Below are 17,149 nucleotides of genomic sequence, written 5' to 3' on the forward strand. Positions count from 1 at the left end.
ATGACTGACACTCCCAATGCATCCGGCGAACCCGACGAGCTGTATCTGGACGCCGCTGCCACCGAGCCGGTGACCAGGAACGTCATCGAGGCGATGATGCCGTTCATGACCGACGCATACGCGAACCCGGCAAGCATGCATCAACCCGGCAAGACGGCGGCGAGGGCGCTTGATGCCGCCCGCGCCTCGTTCGCCGCCGGTCTCGGCGCTCGCCCGGACGACGTGATCTTCACTTCCGGCGGCACCGAGTCGGACAATCTGGCCATCAAGGGCATCGCCATGGCACGTATGCGCGCACTCGGCCTGCAGCCGGTCTACGGTCTTGCCGGAATCGATGACGAGCCGTCCGGCGTGAACCCCGCGCAGGCCGGTGAACATCCGGCGATCCGCCGTCCGCGCATCATCATCTCATCCATCGAGCACCCGGCCGTCGCGCAATCGGCGCAATGGCTGCACGAATGGTTCGGCTTCGAAGTCGTGCACATTCCCGTGGACGGTCAGGCTCACCTCGACCTTGACGCGCTCGAACAGGAGCTCGACGGCGAGGCCGGTGAACGCACCACGCTGGTTTCCGCCATACTGGCCAACAACGAGGTCGGCACCGTCGAACCCGTGGAGGAGCTGGTCCGCATCGCCCACGCGCACGGGGTTCCCATTCATGTGGACGCCGTGCAGGCGGCCGGGCAGATTCCCATCCGCATGCGCGATTGGGATGTGGACGCGCTGAGCGTGTCCGGACACAAGTTCGGTACGCCCAAGGGACTGGGGGCGCTGCTGGTCCGCGGTCGAACCCCGATCGAGCCGGTGCTTTCCGGCGGCGGTCAGGAGCGCGGGCTGCGCTCCGGCACGCAGAACGTGGCCGGTGCGGTGGCGCTCGCCATAGGGCTCAACGAGTCGAACGCGCGCATGGCGGCGCAGTACCGGGAGCTGACAGATTCCCGCGACATGCTGATTGACGCCGTGCGGCGGGTGGTGCCTCGCGCCGAACTCACCGGCGACCCGGTCAGTCGTCTGCCGGGACATGCGTCATTCATTTTCCCCGGAGTCACCGGCGAAGCTCTGCTTGTCGATCTGGACGCCCGAGGCATAGCCGCCTCGTCCGGATCCGCCTGCGCCATTGGCCGTCACGAGATTCCCGGCACGCTGCTTGCCATGGGGCTGGAACCGCAGATCGCCAAATCCGCCCTGCGTATGACATTCCGCCGTCCCCTCACACGGGAGGAAATCGAGCGCATCTCCATGGCCTTGGAAGACTCCTACACCGAGCTGACGTATTAGTGCACATGGTCTCCAGTCAACGATCCCTGCGGGGGCAACGTGTGCTGTTACTCGTCGGAGGACGGTTCGGTTGTGTGTCAAGGCGTATCGCTAGGCTTGTGCCGGTTTGCGTGTAAGTACAGATATGAACCAAAACAAGTACCGAACGGTTACGCGAAGAATCAATTAAGAGAGGTTTCTATGGCGGTTCGCGGTGATATTCGTAATGTGGCTATCGTGGCACACGTCGATCACGGCAAGACCACGCTGGTAAACGCGATGCTCCAGCAGTCCCACGTGTTCAACGAGCGCGAGGAGGTGCCGGATCGTGTGATGGACTCCAACGATCTGGAGCGCGAGAAGGGCATCACCATCCTGGCCAAGAACACGGCCGTGGAATACACCGGTCCGCTGGCGGCCAAGTACGGTTACCCGGACGGCATCACGCTCAACATCATCGACACCCCCGGCCACGCCGATTTCGGTGGCGAGGTCGAGCGCGGCATCTCGATGGTCGACGGCGTCGTGCTGCTCGTCGACGCTTCCGAAGGCCCGCTGCCGCAGACCCGTTTCGTGCTGCGCAAGGCCCTTGAGGCCAAGCTGCCGGTGATTCTGTGCGTCAACAAGGTGGATCGTCCGGACGCCCGTATCGAAGAGGTCGTCTCCGAATCCACCGACCTGCTGCTGGGCCTCGCCCAGGACGTCATCGAGGAAGGCGTCGACCTCGACCTTGACCACCTGCTTGACCTGCCGGTCGTCTACTGCGCGGCGAAGGCCGGCTACGCGTCCGTCAACCAGCCCGAGAACGGCGGCCTGCCGGACAACGACAACCTTGAGCCTCTGTTCGAGGACATCATCAAGTACATCCCCGCCCCCGAATACGAGGAGGGCGCGCCGCTGCAGGCGCACGTCGCCAACATCGACTCCTCCGACTTCCTCGGACGACTCGGCCTGGTCCGTATCTACAACGGCACGCTGGAGAAGGGCAAGACCTACGGCCTGTCCCGCGTGGACGGTTCCATCGAGAACTTCCGCGTCGTCGAACTGCTGCGCACGCAGGGCCTGGAGCGCACTCCCGTCGAATCCGCCGGCCCCGGTGACATCGTCGCCGTCGCGGGTGTCAACGACATCATGATCGGCGAGACCATCGTCGACCCGAACGACCCGAAGCCGCTGCCGCTCATCCACGTCGACGACCCGGCCATCTCGATGACCTTCGGCACCAACGACTCTCCGCTGGCCGGCCGCGAAGGCAAGGACCACAAGCTTACCGCCCGCATGCTCAAGGATCGTCTCGACCGCGAGCTCATCGGTAACGTGTCGATCAAGGTGCTGCCCACCGACCGCCCCGACGCCTGGGAAGTCCAGGGCCGTGGCGAGCTCGCGCTGGCCATCCTCGCCGAGCAGATGCGCCGCGAAGGCTTCGAGCTGACCGTCGGCCGCCCGCAGGTGGTCACCAAGACCATCGACGGCAAGATCAACGAGCCGATGGAGAACACCACCATCGACGTTCCCGAGGAATACATGGGTACCGTCACGCAGCTCATGGCCGACCGCAAGGGCCGCATGGACTCGATGAGCAACCACGGTTCCGGCTGGGTGCGTCTGCAGTTCACCGTGCCGTCCCGTGGCCTGATCGGCTTCCGCACCGCGCTGCTGTCCGCCACGCGCGGCACCGGCATCGCCTCCTCGCTGTCCGCCGGCTACGCGCCGTGGGCCGGCGCCATCGTCACCCGCCAGAACGGCTCGATGGTTTCCGACCGCGCCGGCGTTGCCACCCCGTACGCCATGCAGCGGCTGCAGGCCCGCGGCAACTTCTTCGTCGAACCGCAGTCCAACGTGTATGAGGGCCAGGTCGTCGGCATCAACAACAAGCCGGACGAGTTGGACGTGAACATCACGCTGGCCAAGCACATGACCAACATGCGTTCCTCCACCGCCGACGTGCTGGAAACGCTGACTCCGCCGATCAAGATGAGCCTTGAGGAGTCGCTCGACTTCGCGAATGAGGACGAGTGCGTCGAGGTCACCCCTGAGGCGATTCGCGTGCGCAAGATCATCCTCAGCCGTGAGGACTGGTACAAGTGGCGTGCCAAGCAGCGTCGTCAGAACAACAACGCCTGACGGCGTTGCCGTTCTGACGACCGTCGCGGGCGCTGATTGCGCGCCCGCTCCCTTCACCTACGGACAGTCCGCTGGACTGTCCGTTTGGCGGTTCAGCAGTCCAACAACGCCTGACGGCGTTGCCGTTCTGACGACCGTCGCGGGCGCTGATTGCGCGCCCGTCTGCTTGCTTCTGATTACGGAGAGTCCATTGGGCTCTCCGTTTTTGTTTTTCGAGGGGCTGTTCTGACGGGTCTGTGTGCCACACCAGGCCGATTTCGGCGTTTTTAGGGCTGGTGTGGTACGACGGAAATTCCTGCGATTGGGACGAATGTTTGTTCATCGTTGAAAAATGGCGGTTTCTATGATTTTGCCTGTTGCCATACCAGCGAATGTTAGGGCTAACATTCCATTGTGTGGCAATATGTTGGCCACACAATGCGATTTTTGCCTGTTTTGACGCTGGTGTGGCATGTTCTGCGGCAGCGGCATGGTGTTATGTCCCGCCAGCGGGGGCAAGATATGAGTTCGCCGGGCCTTCTGGCCTGTAATTGGATGGCCTGCGGACACGGCTTCCGCTGTTTGCCATACGGCTCATTGCGCCAGCGGAGCGAGATTTCACCGCGCCGATACAGCGCATCTCCTTATACTGGTGACCATGACTCAATCGGATGATCGTTCAATTCTGCCTTGGTCTCATCGGCTCAGCCCCGTGCTGCGCGGACTCGTCACCGTCGTTGCCGGCATCCTGTGCGGCATCGTCGGCACGTTCGCGCATCGCATGGGCGCTTCGGCCAACATTCCGTATGGACTGGTGCTCGCCTTCCTGATTCTTGGCATATCGGCGTGGTGTGCACGCTCGCGGCTTGACGTCGTCGGTCTCGCCCTGCACCTGATCGCCTCGTCCGGCACGATATGGCTGATCGCTGTGCAATCCACCGGCGACGCGTTGACGCCGGTCGGATTCAGCGGATCATCGGTGCCGTATTTTTCCCAGCGTGTGGGATACCTGTGGCTGATCGGCTGCATCGTCGTCCAGCTGATGCTGATGTTCCTGCCCGCGCGATGGTTCGCCATCACGCCCAAGACCGATGGAAAGACCGACGACAAGAATTCGCAGCAGCCATCGCAGCTGTCCGTGTCCCGGCAGACTCCCGACACGCTGGCGGAGAGCCGATGATGGCCGAGTATACGTTGCATTTCCTGGGGCCGACCGGGACGTTCACCCATCAGGCGGCGATCGAGGCCGCCAAGATGATCCGCCCATCCGGCGCATCCGTGACGCTGACACCCGAGCCGGACGTCCCGACGATTCTTGACGCGGTGCAGCGTCGGGGTGACTGGGGCATCATCGCGTGGGAAAACAACGTGGAAGGGTACGTCGTGCCGAACCTCGACGCGCTCATCGACGCTGACAATGTGGTCGGATTCGCCCGAGTCGGCGTGAACGTGTCATTCGACGCCTTCACCTTGCCCGGCACATCACTCGCCGATTGCCGTACCGTCACCGCCCATCCGCACGGGTTGGCGCAATGCCGCCGTTTCACGGCCGACCATCAGCTGCAGCAGCTGCCGTCATCGTCGAATGGTGCCGCCTGCCGAGACCTTGAGCCCGGCCAGGTGGCGCTCGGACCGAGCATCTGCGGCGATTTGTACAATCTGACGCGCGTCGCCCCCGCCGTGGGCGACTATGCCGGCGCGCGCACCGAGTTCCTGGCACTCGCCCCGCGGGACGAGGCCATCACCGTGCTGCGCGAGCGGGCATCACGGACGGCCGGGGATGAGACAGTGGAATCGATGCCGGCTCCGGGGGAGACGACCGACCCCGTTTCGGAATACGAATCGATCATCGCGTTCATACCGCTGAGCACAGGCCCCGGCGTGCTCGCGAATCTGCTGGACGTGCTGCGCGACGCCGGTCTGAACATGACGAGTTTCATATCTCGCCCGATTAAGGGACGCGACGGCACGTACAGTTTCATCGCGACCATCGATGCAGCGCCTTGGCAGGAACACCTGCGCGACGTGCTGACACAGGTCGTCGACCATGGCGATTGGGTGAAGACGCTGGCGGTGTATCCGCGCCGCGAACGGCCGAACCCGCCGATCTACGCGTGGTCGCTGCCCAACGGGGGAGTGCGCCGCGAGCCGGCCGCGCCCGGCACATGGACGGAAGGCGACACTGCGCGAAGGGAATTGCTGTGGTAGGAAGTCATGATACTGCGGCCGCCGTACGGCTCACGGTCGGAGTCATCGGACTCGGCCTGATCGGCGGGTCGCTGGCCCGAAGGCTCGCCATCCGCGGGGTGTCGGTCGTCGCGTGGAACCATCGCCCGCATCCATACGCCCAGGCCGAAGCCGATGGCATACGCTGCATGCGCACGCTCGCCGAACTGGTCGAAGCGCAGCCGGAGGTCATCGTGCTGTGCAACCCGCTGAAGGCGATGCCGGCGATTCTCGGCGAGTTGCGGCCGCTGCTCGAACCGTATCAGGACATCACGCTCACCGATGTGGGCAGTGTCAAGATGATGGTCCGCGATCAGGTGCGGGACGCGGGTCTGGCGGGCCGCTATGTCGGCGCGCACCCGATGGCCGGCAACGAGCTCTCGGGATGGGCCGCCGCTGCCCCGGCGCTCTACGACAACGCGCTGTGGGCCATGACCGTGGATGGCGACACCGATTACCGTCGTTTTCTCGCCGTCGCGCGGATGATCACCGACGATGCGGGCAACCGCGTCATCGTGCTCGACGACGATACCCATGACCGCGCTGCCGCGCTGATCTCACACATGCCGCACGTCGTCGCCACGGCGCTCATCAACCAGCTGACCGACGACCCGGACCGCAACATCGCAGCTGCGCTCGCCGCGGGAAGCTGGAGGGACATGACGCGCGTCGCGCTGACCGATCCGGACCGCACCCGTGCGATGGTCGAAGAGGACGCCGACAATGTGGAACGACTGCTGCGCATGATGGCGGCGCGGCTTACCGAGGTCGCGGACGAATTGCATGGCGCAGATGCAGGTGCCATCGCCGCGTTTTTCGCGGATGGACAGCCGTTCCGCGACTACAAGTCCGCGGTCAGAAGCGGTGCGGACGGGGACGGGCCGGTCTTCGACCTGACGATACCCGCGGAGGGATGGCAGGCGGCACTGCTCGATTCCGCCCGCCGCGGCGAGCATATCCTGCGTTTCGGCGACGACTATACCGCCTGCGTGCAGCGTCGCAGCGCGATGTGATGCTGCGGGCTACTTGACGATAGACCACCCCTAGTCGGCCACGGGCTGACTAGGGGCTTGACGGCACCACAGCTCAGGGGCGGGTGAAGTGGCGTTCGGGGACGGGTTTGAGGGTGATGATGGTGTCGGCGTCGATGGTCACGCGATGTTCGGGGCGTGACCCGTTGGCCGCCGCGTCGCGGATCATATCCAACGTGTGACCGTCCCATGAGGTGACGTGTCCGACGTAATCGCGGTATTTCATGCGATGGTCGGTCGGATCGACCCCTTCGGACACTCGGACGACCACTCGCGCGTTGGCAGGGATTTCATTGGGAATTGCCATGGGGACTCCTTTGCCGTCGGTTTGTTCCATTCTAGTGGGTGAAACGCGGTTTTGCGGGATAGAATCGGCAAAGAAAGGAGTGTGCATGGATGGCGATGGTGATCTGTCCGCGTTCCTTGCGTATCTGCGGGCCAACAGGGGATTGTCGGGCAATACGGTGAAGGCGTACGGCACCGATGTCAGGGAGTGCCTGCATGCACTGGCGTCGCGCGGCATCGCAGATCTGCGTCAGGTCACGACCGACGACCTGCGTGGATGGATGGCGTTCGAGACCCGCGACCACGCCCGCTCCAGCATGGCCCGCAAGGTCGTGTCGGTCCGTTCGTTTTTCGCTTGGGCGCATGAGCATGGCAGGATCGAGGCCGATCCGGCGGCCGTGCTGATGACGCCGAAACTGCCGGACACGTTGCCTTCGGTGCTGACTGAGGCCCAGGCGGAGCGCCTGATGGACCGTGTGGATGACGATGCGTCGCTGCATGCCGCCTCATCGCAGCGTTACGAGACACGGCATGATGAGATGCCCCGCCTTGATTCGGCCCATCGGGGCGAAGGGATGAGTCAGCGTGACGAAGTCGTGGCGCTACGTGATGCGGCCATGCTGGAATTGCTGTACGCGACCGGTATCCGCGTGGCGGAACTCGTCGGGCTCGACATCGGCGATGTCGACTGGTCCCACCGCACGATACGGGTTACGGGAAAGGGCAGCAAGCAGCGCGTGGTGCCCTTCGGCGACCCTGCCGAGAAGGCGCTGGCCGGCTGGAAGGAGCATGGCCGACCATTGATATTGCGCAGAGCCGGTGCGGGCACTCTCGATACGGCCGCGTTGTTCCTCGGCATGCGCGGCCGCCGCATCGACCAGCGTATCGTGCGCGATGTCGTGCATCGTGCCGCCCGCGAGAGCGGGGTGCCCGATATCAGCCCGCATTCGCTGCGGCACAGCGCGGCGACGCACATGCTGGACGGGGGAGCGGACCTGCGCGAGGTTCAGGAGATGCTCGGCCATTCGTCGTTGCGCACTACGCAGCGGTACACGCATGTGTCGATCGAGCAGCTGAAGGAGCGGTACCGCCAGGCGTTTCCTCGGGCCTGACATCGTCACGTTCCGAGCTTGATCGTCCCGCGATTGCCTACGTCGACAACTCCGCGATAACTCCGCGGTCATCCTGCGCTTACCCTGCGCTTACCCTGCGGTCATCTTGCGATCAACCCGTGATTTCGCCTCGATTGCCCTGCAATCCGCATGATTCCGGGGTGCAACAGGCGAATTGTGCACGTTCACATCATTTAAAATCTTGAAATGTGATACAAATATGAACAAAATGTGGCAATTAACGTCGAAATCTTGACGGAAGCGTATCCTTATCACGTTTTGCGTTTACATGGGGTGACTATAATCGGTCACCAACAAGAACGCCGCCATCCAAAGGCGACAGTCGAGTGAACGCTTTTGTCGTTCGGAACAAGGAGGAAGGATGGCCCCGGCTCAATGCTGAAGTTCATCGCCAAGCGCCTCGCCAACTACGTCGTCATGCTGTTCGTGGCGATTTCATGTACGTATTTTCTGGCTTCTGGTTTCATGCGTCCGCGCTCGAATTACGAGTCGAGGACTCCCCGCCCTCCGGCAGCGTCCATCAACCGCAGCTTGGATCTGGCCAATATCAATGATCACACCAATATCTTCACTCGGTATTGGCGTTGGCTGACCGGTGTCGTCACCAGATGGGACTGGGGACTGTCCCCTGATCTGGGGTCGGTCAACGGTGCGCTTGCGCCGCGTATCGTTGCCTCCACCGAGCTGGTGACGATCGCCACAGTCCTTTCCATCGTGCTTGGCGTGGCGCTCGGCATCTACACCGCGCAGCGCCAGTACAAGTGGCAGGACCGCCTGTTCGGCACCACTGCCACGTTCTTCCTTGTCATCCCGACCGCCGTGTTCGCTCTGCTTGTCGTGATGCTCGCCATCTTCATCAACGGCGCCAGCGGCTTCCGCCTGTTCTATGTGACGGGTCTGTCCAGTTATACAGGAAATAACTGGTTCCTGAGATTGGCTGATTTCGGGCAGCACATCATCCTGCCGACCATCGTGCTGACGATTCTGGGCATGGTCTCCTACCATCTGACGCAGCGCACCTACCTGCTTGACGAGATGCACGCCGATTACGTGCGCACCGCCCGTGCGAAGGGTCTGACCCGCCGCCAGGCCATCCGTCGCCACGCGTTGCGCGCATCCCTGATTCCGACCGCCGTCAACGTCGCATTCTCCATCGCCTCGGTGTTCACCGGCGCGGTCATCACCGAATCTATCTTCGCCATCAACGGCTTGGGCCGGTACTTCATCCAGGCCATTCTCGACAACGACATCAATGCCTCGGTCGCCATCGCGGCGTTCGGCGGCGTGTGCACCCTCGCCGGTGCGCTGCTGACCGACATCGTGTCCGCGTGGCTTGATCCGCGCATCAAGATGAGCTGAGTGCAGGGGATGTGAGAAACAATGACTGATACAACCGTCAAAAACAACGAAACGACACAGAAAGAGTCCGACGAGAGCACGTCGAAGGGCGATATCAAGCACATCGGTTACGCCGGCCTGATCGCGCGTCGTTTCTTCCGTCAGCGCTCCGCCGTGGTCGGACTGATCATCCTTCTGGTGCTGGTGTTCTTCGCGCTGTTCGGCGCCAACATCGGCAAGTGGGCGTATGACGACCCTGACTTCCTCGCCCTGTCGGCAGGTCCGAGCGCCAGCCACTGGCTGGGAACCGACTCCGGCGGCTCCGACCTGTACGCCATGGTGGTGCGTGGTCTCGGCAAGTCGCTGATGATCGGCATCATCACCTCGGTGGCGACGATGGCGATCGCCTCGCTGCTGGGAACGGCCATCTCCTTCTTCGGCGGCTGGGTCGAGCGCGTCGGCATGTGGCTGCTCGATATGCTGCTCGTCGTGCCGTCGTTCCTGCTGATCGCAATGATCGTGCGCACCGCGAACGCCACCACCGGATGGATCTGGCTGATCATCGGCCTGACCGCGTTCGGCTGGGTCGGCTATGCGCGAATCATACGAACGCTGACGTTGTCGCTGCGCGAGCGCGACTACGTCAAGGCGGCCCGGTTCATGGGCGTCGGATCGTTCAAGATCATCGTGCGTCACCTCATGCCGAACCTCGCCTCGATGATCATCATCAACACGGTGCTGGGCGTCGTGGGCGCTGTCAACTCCGAGACCGCACTGTCGTACCTTGGTCTGGGCGTCAAGGCGCCCGACGTGTCGCTGGGTTCCGTCCTGCAGTCCGGCGCCGTGTCCATGCAGACCGCTCCCTGGCTGCTGGTCTTCCCCTCCATCGCCCTGGTCCTGTTGACGTTCAGCATGCAGCTGATCGGTGACGGTCTGCGCGATGCGCTTGATCCCAATTCACGTGCGAGCGGAACGGTGGGTGCCTGATGTTCAGAAAGACAATGATGAAAAACAACAAGTCAAAGGGCAGCGTCTCAAGCGAGCACAAGGAGATCGTGCGCGACGACATCCTCCAGTACGAGCTGCTTGAAGGCAACGGCCCCAAGGGCGCGCCGAAGGGCGATCCGATCATGCAGGTGCGCGACCTGCACGTGTCCTTCGCCACAGAGGCCGGCGTGTGCCGTGCGGTGCGAGGCGTCAACTTCGACCTGTGGCGCGGGCGTACGCTCGGCATCGTGGGCGAGTCCGGCTCCGGCAAGTCCGTGACCGCGTTGAGCCTGATCGGCCTGCTCGACGACAACGCCAAGGTCACCGGCTCCATCATCATGAACGGCGAGGAGCTCATCGGCAAGACCGACGAGGAGATGAGCGAGATCCGCGGCGAGCGTATCGCCATGGTGTTCCAGGATCCGCTGTCCGCCCTGACCCCGATGTTCACCATCGGCGACCAGATCGCCGAAGGCCTCATCACCCATCATCCCGACATGTCCAAGCAGCAGATTCACGACCGTTGCGTCGAGCTGCTCGAACTGGTCGGCATCCCGCAGCCCGAGGAGCGTCTCAGCAGCTTCCCGCACCAGTTCTCCGGTGGTATGCGTCAGCGCGTGATGATCGCCATCGCCATCGCGAACAACCCCGACGTCATCATCGCCGACGAGCCGACCACGGCCCTCGACGTGACGATTCAGGCGCAGATCCTCGACGTGCTCGCCAAGGCGCAGAAGGAGACCGGCGCCGCCGTCGTGCTCATCACCCACGATCTGGGCGTGGTGGCCGGCGCGGCCGACGACATCCTCGTCATGTATGCCGGTCGTCCCGTCGAGCGCGCCAGCATCGACGACATCTTCCAGCACCCCTCCATGCCGTACACGATGGGTCTGCTCGGCGCCGTGCCGAAGCCGCACATCGCCGCCTCCCAGCGTCTCGTGCCGATTCAGGGCAACCCGCCGTCGCTGGTCGACATCCCGAAGGGATGCCCGTTCTCGCCACGATGCCCGCTCGCCACCCCGGAGTGCTCGCTGTCTGAGCCGAACCTGGAAGTCGTGGACGCGAACTCCGGTCATCTCGCCTCCTGCCGTCGACTGCAGGAGATCATCGACAAGAACATGAAGTACACGGACGTGTTCCCCGTGCCCGACCTGCTTCCCGCCGACTGGGCCGACGTCCCGCGCGACCAGCGCCCGGTGACGCTGGAGGTCGACCACCTGGTCAAGCACTTCCCGCTGACCGGTGGTGGCATGTTCCGCCGTACCATCGGCCAGGTCGCGGCCGTCGACGACGTGACGTTCAAGATTCGTCAGGGGGAGACCCTGGCGCTGGTCGGCGAGTCCGGCTCCGGCAAGTCCACCACGCTGATGGAGATCATGAACCTCATGAAGCCCGAGGACGGACGCATCGTCGTACTCGGCCATGACCTCGCCGAACTCAAGAAGAAGGCGGAGCGCAAGGCGTTGCGCAAGGACCTGCAGATCATCTTCCAGGATCCGATGAGCTCGCTCGACCCGCGCATGCCCATCTACGACGTGCTCGCGGAGCCGCTCAAGGTGCACAAGTGGAGCAAGGAGAAGATCAACCGCCGCATCGGCGAGCTGATGGAGCTGGTCGGCCTGAACCCCGACTACGTGGATCGCTTCCCGGCGCAGTTCTCCGGTGGGCAGCGTCAGCGCATCTCCATCGCCCGCGCCCTCGCCACCGATCCGAAGGTGCTGCTGCTCGACGAGCCGATCGCGTCCCTCGACGTGTCGATTCAGGCGGGCATCATCAACCTGCTTGAGGACCTGCAGGCCAAGCTGAAGATCTCATACCTGTTCGTCGCGCACGATCTGGCGGTCATCCGCCACATCTCCGACCGCGTGGCCGTCATGTACCTCGGCCAGGTGGTCGAGCTCGGCGAGACCGAGGACGTGTTCACCCATCCGCGTCACCCGTACACGCAGGCGCTGCTGTCGGCCATCCCCGTGCCCGACCCCGTGGTCGAGCGCACCCGCCAGCGCATCATCCTCAAGGGAGACCTGCCGTCTCCGTCCGAGAAGCACCCGGGATGCCGTTTTGCGTCCCGCTGCCCCGTCAAGCTGCGGCTCACTCCCGAGCAGCAGAAGATGTGCGAGACGAAACGCCCGGTTTTGACGTCGGATGACCAGATAGCGACCGAATTCGCCTGTCACTTCCCGCTGGATGTGAACGACGAATCCGCGCCGTTCTAAAGTCTTTCGGGCCGGTCATATGACCGGCCCGATTGCATTGGTTTCGCCGAAAAGTGAAAAGTGACGCCAATGTTAACAAAACGTGGTGTATCATCACGGTTCTAGTTGCGAGATATTTTGAAGGAGAGAACGGCACGCGCAACTCGTGCTGTTCAGGAGAGGAATGCAAAGTATGAGTTTTGCATCTACCGCGCGTAAGGTCACCGCCTTCGCCGCCGCTGCAGCCACGCTTCTGGCGCTTGGTGCTTGCGGCAACAGCAACAACGGCAGCGCCGGCAACAACGGCGCCAAGTCCACTTCCGAACCGCAGGAAGGTGTTCCCACCAACTACACCGGTTTGTTCCCGATGCCGGATCCGGGCAAGGCCTACAACAACCCGAAGGACCGCGGCGAGCTGAAGCAGGGTGGCACCCTCACCCTGCCGATCACCGAGATCGGCCCGAACTGGAACGCCATTGACGTCAACGGCAACACCGTGTACATGAGCGGCCTGTGGCGCTTCTACATGCCGTGCATCTGGGAGTACCCGGCGGATGGTTCCCTGGAGAACATCAAGCCGAACACCAACTACGTGACCAAGGTCGAGCAGACCTCCGACAGCCCTGAGACCGTTGTCTTCACGATCAACGACAAGGCCTCCTGGAACGACGGCACCCCGATCACCTGGAAGGACTTCGAGTCCACCTGGAAGGTCCAGAGCGGCAAGAGCGACAAGTTCACCCCGGCCCTCACCACTGGTTACGACCAGATCAAGAGCGTCACCAAGGGCGACACCGACAAGCAGGCCGTCGTGACGTTCGAGAAGGACTTCTACCCCTACCAGTCCCTGTTCAACCTGCTGTACCCGTCTGAAGCCCTCACCGGCGACGACACCAAGGACGGCGACACCTTCTCCAAGGGTTGGTCGAACGACTCTCACTCCGACAAGTGGGGCGCCGGCCCGTTCGTCGTCTCCAAGAGCTCCGACTCCGAAGTGACCTTCACCCCGAACCCGAAGTGGTGGGGCGACAAGCCGCTGCTGGACAAGGTCGTGCTCAAGCAGATGGAGCCGTCCGCTGCCATGAACGCCTTCAAGAACGGTGAGATTGACGCCGTCGGCGCTTCCGACGCCGAGTCCATGACGAGCGCGAAGACCGTGAAGGACGCTTACCTGCGTCGTTCCTACGACTCCGGTGTGTACACGCTGACCATCAACACCAAGAACATCCCGCTGGAGGTCCGCAAGGCCTTCGTCCAGGGTGTCGACCGCAGCCAGCTGCAGAAGATCGACTTCCAGGGTATCGAATGGACCGAGAAGACCCCGGGCTCCCTGATTCTGCCTCAGTTCCAGGACGGCTACGAGGACAACATGCCCGCTGAGTCGAAGTTCTCCACCGCCAACGCCACCAAGACCCTTGAGGACGCCGGCTACAAGAAGAACAGCGACGGCTACTACGAGAAGGGCGGCAAGGTCGCGGCCATTACGTACACGACGTTCTCCGACTCCGCCTCTACCAAGGCCAAGGCAACCGCCATCCAGAAGATGGCCAAGACCGTCGGCATCAAGGTGAGCATCGACATCAAGGCTTCGAACACCTTCTCCGACACCGTCAGCTCTGGTAACTGGGACATGATCGGCCTCGGCTGGTCCGCTAGCGACCCGTTCGGCTACGCGTCCTCCGCTTACCAGCTCTACGGCTCCAAGTCCGAGTCCAACTTCTCCTTCACCGGCACCGACGAGATCGACAAGGAGCTCGAGTCCATCCCGGGCATCAAGGACAGCACTAAGGCCATTGCTCAGTTCAACAAGGCTGAGAAGGAAGCCCAGAAGCTGTACGCTCAGATCCCGTACGAGAACGGCCAGATCACTGTCGCCGTCAAGAAGGGTCTTGCGAACTACGGTCCTGCAGGCTACTCCTCCGGCGCGCGTGTCATGGTGACCGTTCACCCCGAGAACCTCGGCTGGGAGAAGTGAGTCGTCTGATTCATCGATCTCATTGAGATAGCGATATAGAAGTCCCCCGTGGCTGCAAAGTCACGGGGGACTTCTCGTATGTGTGGACGATGTTGGACCACCCCCAGCCGGCCATGCCGGCAGCCCCCGATAGCGGGGGGTTGCCAGCCGAAGGCTGACTGGGGGTGGTCACGCTGGCAGAGCGGGTATGCCCCGCTCAGCGGCAGACCTTGGAGATCGGCTGCCAGGGCTGCAGGGTCACCGGTTCGGAATCCACCGCGGCGAGCGTGCGCTCGTCCAGGTATTCCTTGCGGATGATGAGCTCCTGAACATAGCGGTCGAACCACGCGCCGGAGGCGACATAGTAGCCGTCCTTGCCGTTGTCCTTGCCCCAGCTGTTCTCCACCTTCCAACGGTCCGGCTCACCGGCCTTGTCGAGGTTGACGCCGGTGAGCGTCATGGCGTGGTTGCTGCGCGAATCGTTGTATTCCAGACCGTGCGCCTTGTCCGATGCGAACTCGGTGCCGAACAGCTCATCCACGCGCACGGTGCCACGATCGAAGATGCCGGCCTTGCGCAGTGAGAACTGCGCGCAGTCGCAGGCGAACCAGATTGGGTGGCCTGCGGTCAGCTGGTCGACGGCGGCCTTGCGGAACACGTCGAGCGGCACGTTGATGAAGTCCATCGGAGCGGCCTCCGCCACGTTGCCCACGAACGCCAGCTGATAGCGGCGGTAATACGGGGTAGAGGCGAGCGGGGAGTTCGTCAGGCTCACGAAATCATCCAAATCCTCGCCCACGTACTTCGCGTAGAACTCCTGCGGCGTGATGCCGTGTTCGACGATCTGCCTGCGCGAGTCGATGCCGGACTTCGTGCCGGACTCGGACGCCTTGGCGTCATCCTTGCCCTCGTCCTTGACGCGCAGCAGCAGATCGAAGCTCGCCGGTGGCTCGCCCATTGCGATAGCGCAGATACGGTACACGACCGACATCTGCCCGGTCTTGAGCGAGCGCAGCTCCTCAACCGACTTGCCGGCCTGATGGGCGTCGCGCAATTCGGCGGCGAATTCGCGCAGCTTCGTGTTCAGGTACTGCTCGAACGCCGAGGAATCGCGGGAGTTCGACGACTCCGGGTAGGCCTCCTTCGGCACCAGACCGTACTTCTTGACCAGCGCGACGAACATCTGCCACCAGCCGCCATCGTCAGCCGGGCCTTCGTTGACCGCCTCGAAGATGCGGCTGTCCGTGGTCTTGTCGAGCGTCTTGAGCACGTTCTCAAGGTAGAAGTTCGACTTCTCCAGCTTGTCGTAGAAGAACAGATAGCTTTCGGAGAACTCGAAATCGTCGAGGTTCCACTTGTGCATCAGCTCGTAGCGCAGCGTGTTCAGCGATGCGAACATCCAGCAGCGGCCGGAATGCTCCTGCGAGGTGATCGACCCCTGCTTGAGTTCGACCGAGAACGTGCGGGGGAGCTCGCGCACGCCGCGATACGAGGTCGCGGCCTGGAGAATGCCGTTCGATACCGCCGCGTTCGCCGCCACGAGGTTCGCGCGGTCCGCGTTGAACGCCGCGGAGTATTCCCTGAGCTGTTCCGCAGTCAGTGCCAGGTTGTCGGGCTGGTTGGAAGCCATGTCCATGATCCTTTCCTATTGTCGGAATGAAAAACTGCCACGAAGCAGTCTACTCCGCCTACGTAGGCCGTGTGTGAGCGGGGAGCGGAAGATTCCGGTCGAAACTGCGGCTCGCACTGTCAACGGGACGGATATAGGATGGCCTCATGATCACCATCACCACATCCAACGTGAACGGCATCCGCGCCGCCAAGCGCAAGGGCATCGAGACATGGGCGGGCGAGCACGCCCCGGACATCTGGTGCATGCAGGAGGTCCGCGCCCCGCAGGACGAGCTCAATCCGATATTCGGCGAGTTCGGGTTCGAATACGCCACCGCCGGCAAGATCGCCGACCAGAGCGAGCTGACGGCGATGAACGAGGTCTGCCGCGTCAAGGGACGCGCCGGCATCGGGCTGCTGACCGACCTGCCCGTGACAGCCCGGCGATACGGTTTGTCCGGGCTGGACGAGGATGTGGATTCCGGCCGATGGATCGAGGCCGACGTGACGACGCCACAGGGCTATGGAATCACCGTCGCATGCGTGTACGTGCACGCGGGCAACAGCGACGATCCGGTGAAAATGGCGCAGAAATACCGCTTCCTCGACACCATGCTCACGCGCATGGGCGAGCTGCGGGACGAGGCCTCGCGCGGCGGCAGGCAGGCCGTGCTGTGCGGCGACTTCAACATCGCGCACACGCCGCTCGACATCAAGAACGCCAAGGCCAACATCAAGCATGCCGGGTTCCTGCCCGCCGAACGCGCCTACATCGACCGCTGGCTGGGGGAGTACGAGTTCGTGGACGTCATACGCTCGCTCGCCGGCGACATCCAGGGGCCGTACACGTGGTGGAGCCAGCGCGGCAGGGCGTTCGACAACAACGTTGGCTGGCGCATCGACTATCAGTTCGCCACTCCGGAACTCGCCGAGACGGCACGAGGCTTCGTCATCGACAAGGCGCCCAGCTATGACGCCCGCTGGTCCGACCATGCGCCGCTGACCGTCACGTATGACGTGTGATCATGC

Annotated in this window: 13 protein-coding genes; 11 read left to right on the forward strand and 2 right to left on the reverse strand. The window is 63.0% G+C overall.

All coding sequences use genetic code 11. The features are described 5' to 3' along the window. From BBBF_RS02990 to BBBF_RS03010, 5 genes are all read left to right on the forward strand, one after another. On the forward strand, positions 1-1,278 hold the full coding sequence (locus BBBF_RS02990; protein WP_003812423.1) for a cysteine desulfurase family protein: 1,278 nt from the start codon (positions 1-3) through the stop codon (positions 1,276-1,278). A 180-nt stretch (positions 1,279-1,458) separates the two neighbouring features. Continuing rightward, entirely contained in the window at positions 1,459-3,381 is a 1,923-nt protein-coding gene (gene typA, locus BBBF_RS02995) for a translational GTPase TypA (protein ID WP_003812425.1), read from the forward strand. Positions 3,382-4,072: 691 nt separating this feature from the next. Further along, positions 4,073-4,540 (forward strand): hypothetical protein, encoded by a 468-nt coding sequence (locus tag BBBF_RS03000; protein ID WP_021647921.1) that lies wholly within the window; start codon positions 4,073-4,075, stop codon positions 4,538-4,540. Then, complete coding sequence (locus BBBF_RS03005; RefSeq protein WP_033509523.1) at positions 4,540-5,568, forward strand: prephenate dehydratase; 1,029 nt, start codon at positions 4,540-4,542, stop codon at positions 5,566-5,568. Before BBBF_RS03000 ends, BBBF_RS03005 begins: the two co-directional genes overlap by 1 nt. Further along, positions 5,562-6,599, forward strand: coding sequence for a prephenate dehydrogenase (locus tag BBBF_RS03010; RefSeq protein WP_021647923.1), 1,038 nt, complete (start codon positions 5,562-5,564; stop codon positions 6,597-6,599). Before BBBF_RS03005 ends, BBBF_RS03010 begins: the two co-directional genes overlap by 7 nt. Positions 6,600-6,672: 73 nt before the next feature. Here the strand turns inward: BBBF_RS03010 and BBBF_RS03015 are convergent, their stop codons facing one another. Next, positions 6,673-6,924 (reverse strand): DUF6725 family protein, encoded by a 252-nt coding sequence (locus BBBF_RS03015; protein WP_003812433.1) that lies wholly within the window; start codon positions 6,922-6,924, stop codon positions 6,673-6,675. Between the two features lie 85 nt (positions 6,925-7,009). On the opposite strand from BBBF_RS03015, the gene BBBF_RS03020 reads away from it, so the two are divergent. The 5 genes from BBBF_RS03020 to BBBF_RS03040 all read left to right on the forward strand — a co-directional run bounded on the left by BBBF_RS03020 (position 7,010) and on the right by BBBF_RS03040 (position 14,530). Beyond that, a complete protein-coding gene (locus BBBF_RS03020) occupies positions 7,010-8,014 on the forward strand; it encodes a tyrosine recombinase XerC (protein ID WP_003820819.1) in 1,005 nt (334 codons plus the stop codon). A gap of 396 nt (positions 8,015-8,410) precedes the next feature. Beyond that, positions 8,411-9,394: an ABC transporter permease gene (locus tag BBBF_RS03025; RefSeq protein ID WP_021647926.1), complete on the forward strand. Its 984-nt coding sequence runs from the start codon at positions 8,411-8,413 to the stop codon at positions 9,392-9,394. Positions 9,395-9,415: 21 nt separating this feature from the next. Beyond that, positions 9,416-10,360 (forward strand): ABC transporter permease, encoded by a 945-nt coding sequence (locus BBBF_RS03030; RefSeq protein ID WP_021647927.1) that lies wholly within the window; start codon positions 9,416-9,418, stop codon positions 10,358-10,360. Positions 10,361-10,377: 17 nt separating this feature from the next. Next, positions 10,378-12,576: an ABC transporter ATP-binding protein gene (locus tag BBBF_RS03035; protein ID WP_033509520.1), complete on the forward strand. Its 2,199-nt coding sequence runs from the start codon at positions 10,378-10,380 to the stop codon at positions 12,574-12,576. A gap of 172 nt (positions 12,577-12,748) precedes the next feature. Further along, positions 12,749-14,530, forward strand: coding sequence for an ABC transporter family substrate-binding protein (locus BBBF_RS03040; protein WP_033509464.1), 1,782 nt, complete (start codon positions 12,749-12,751; stop codon positions 14,528-14,530). A gap of 196 nt (positions 14,531-14,726) precedes the next feature. On the opposite strand, the gene BBBF_RS03045 is transcribed toward BBBF_RS03040, so the two are convergent. Next, a complete protein-coding gene (locus tag BBBF_RS03045; protein ID WP_013363280.1) occupies positions 14,727-16,145 on the reverse strand; it encodes a C1 family peptidase in 1,419 nt (472 codons plus the stop codon). Positions 16,146-16,285: 140 nt separating this feature from the next. Here BBBF_RS03045 and BBBF_RS03050 point away from each other — a divergent pair, with 140 nt between their 5' ends. Continuing rightward, positions 16,286-17,143 (forward strand): exodeoxyribonuclease III, encoded by an 858-nt coding sequence (locus BBBF_RS03050; protein WP_021647930.1) that lies wholly within the window; start codon positions 16,286-16,288, stop codon positions 17,141-17,143. Positions 17,144-17,149: the final 6 nt, after the last annotated feature.

Source organism: Bifidobacterium bifidum ATCC 29521 = JCM 1255 = DSM 20456 (genome assembly GCF_001025135.1).
GTDB classification, from domain to species: domain Bacteria; phylum Actinomycetota; class Actinomycetes; order Actinomycetales; family Bifidobacteriaceae; genus Bifidobacterium; species Bifidobacterium bifidum.

Coding starts and splice junctions, on each gene's coding strand:
- BBBF_RS02990 (WP_003812423.1), top strand. CDS start 1: ATGACTGACACTCCCAATGCATCCGGCGAACCCGACGAGCTGTATCTG.
- typA (WP_003812425.1), top strand. CDS start 1,459: ATGGCGGTTCGCGGTGATATTCGTAATGTGGCTATCGTGGCACACGTC.
- BBBF_RS03005 (WP_033509523.1), top strand. CDS start 4,540: ATGGCCGAGTATACGTTGCATTTCCTGGGGCCGACCGGGACGTTCACC.
- BBBF_RS03015 (WP_003812433.1), bottom strand. CDS start 6,924: ATGGCAATTCCCAATGAAATCCCTGCCAACGCGCGAGTGGTCGTCCGA.
- BBBF_RS03020 (WP_003820819.1), top strand. CDS start 7,010: ATGGATGGCGATGGTGATCTGTCCGCGTTCCTTGCGTATCTGCGGGCC.
- BBBF_RS03025 (WP_021647926.1), top strand. CDS start 8,411: ATGCTGAAGTTCATCGCCAAGCGCCTCGCCAACTACGTCGTCATGCTG.
- BBBF_RS03030 (WP_021647927.1), top strand. CDS start 9,416: ATGACTGATACAACCGTCAAAAACAACGAAACGACACAGAAAGAGTCC.
- BBBF_RS03035 (WP_033509520.1), top strand. CDS start 10,378: ATGAAAAACAACAAGTCAAAGGGCAGCGTCTCAAGCGAGCACAAGGAG.
- BBBF_RS03040 (WP_033509464.1), top strand. CDS start 12,749: ATGAGTTTTGCATCTACCGCGCGTAAGGTCACCGCCTTCGCCGCCGCT.
- BBBF_RS03045 (WP_013363280.1), bottom strand. CDS start 16,145: ATGGACATGGCTTCCAACCAGCCCGACAACCTGGCACTGACTGCGGAA.
- BBBF_RS03050 (WP_021647930.1), top strand. CDS start 16,286: ATGATCACCATCACCACATCCAACGTGAACGGCATCCGCGCCGCCAAG.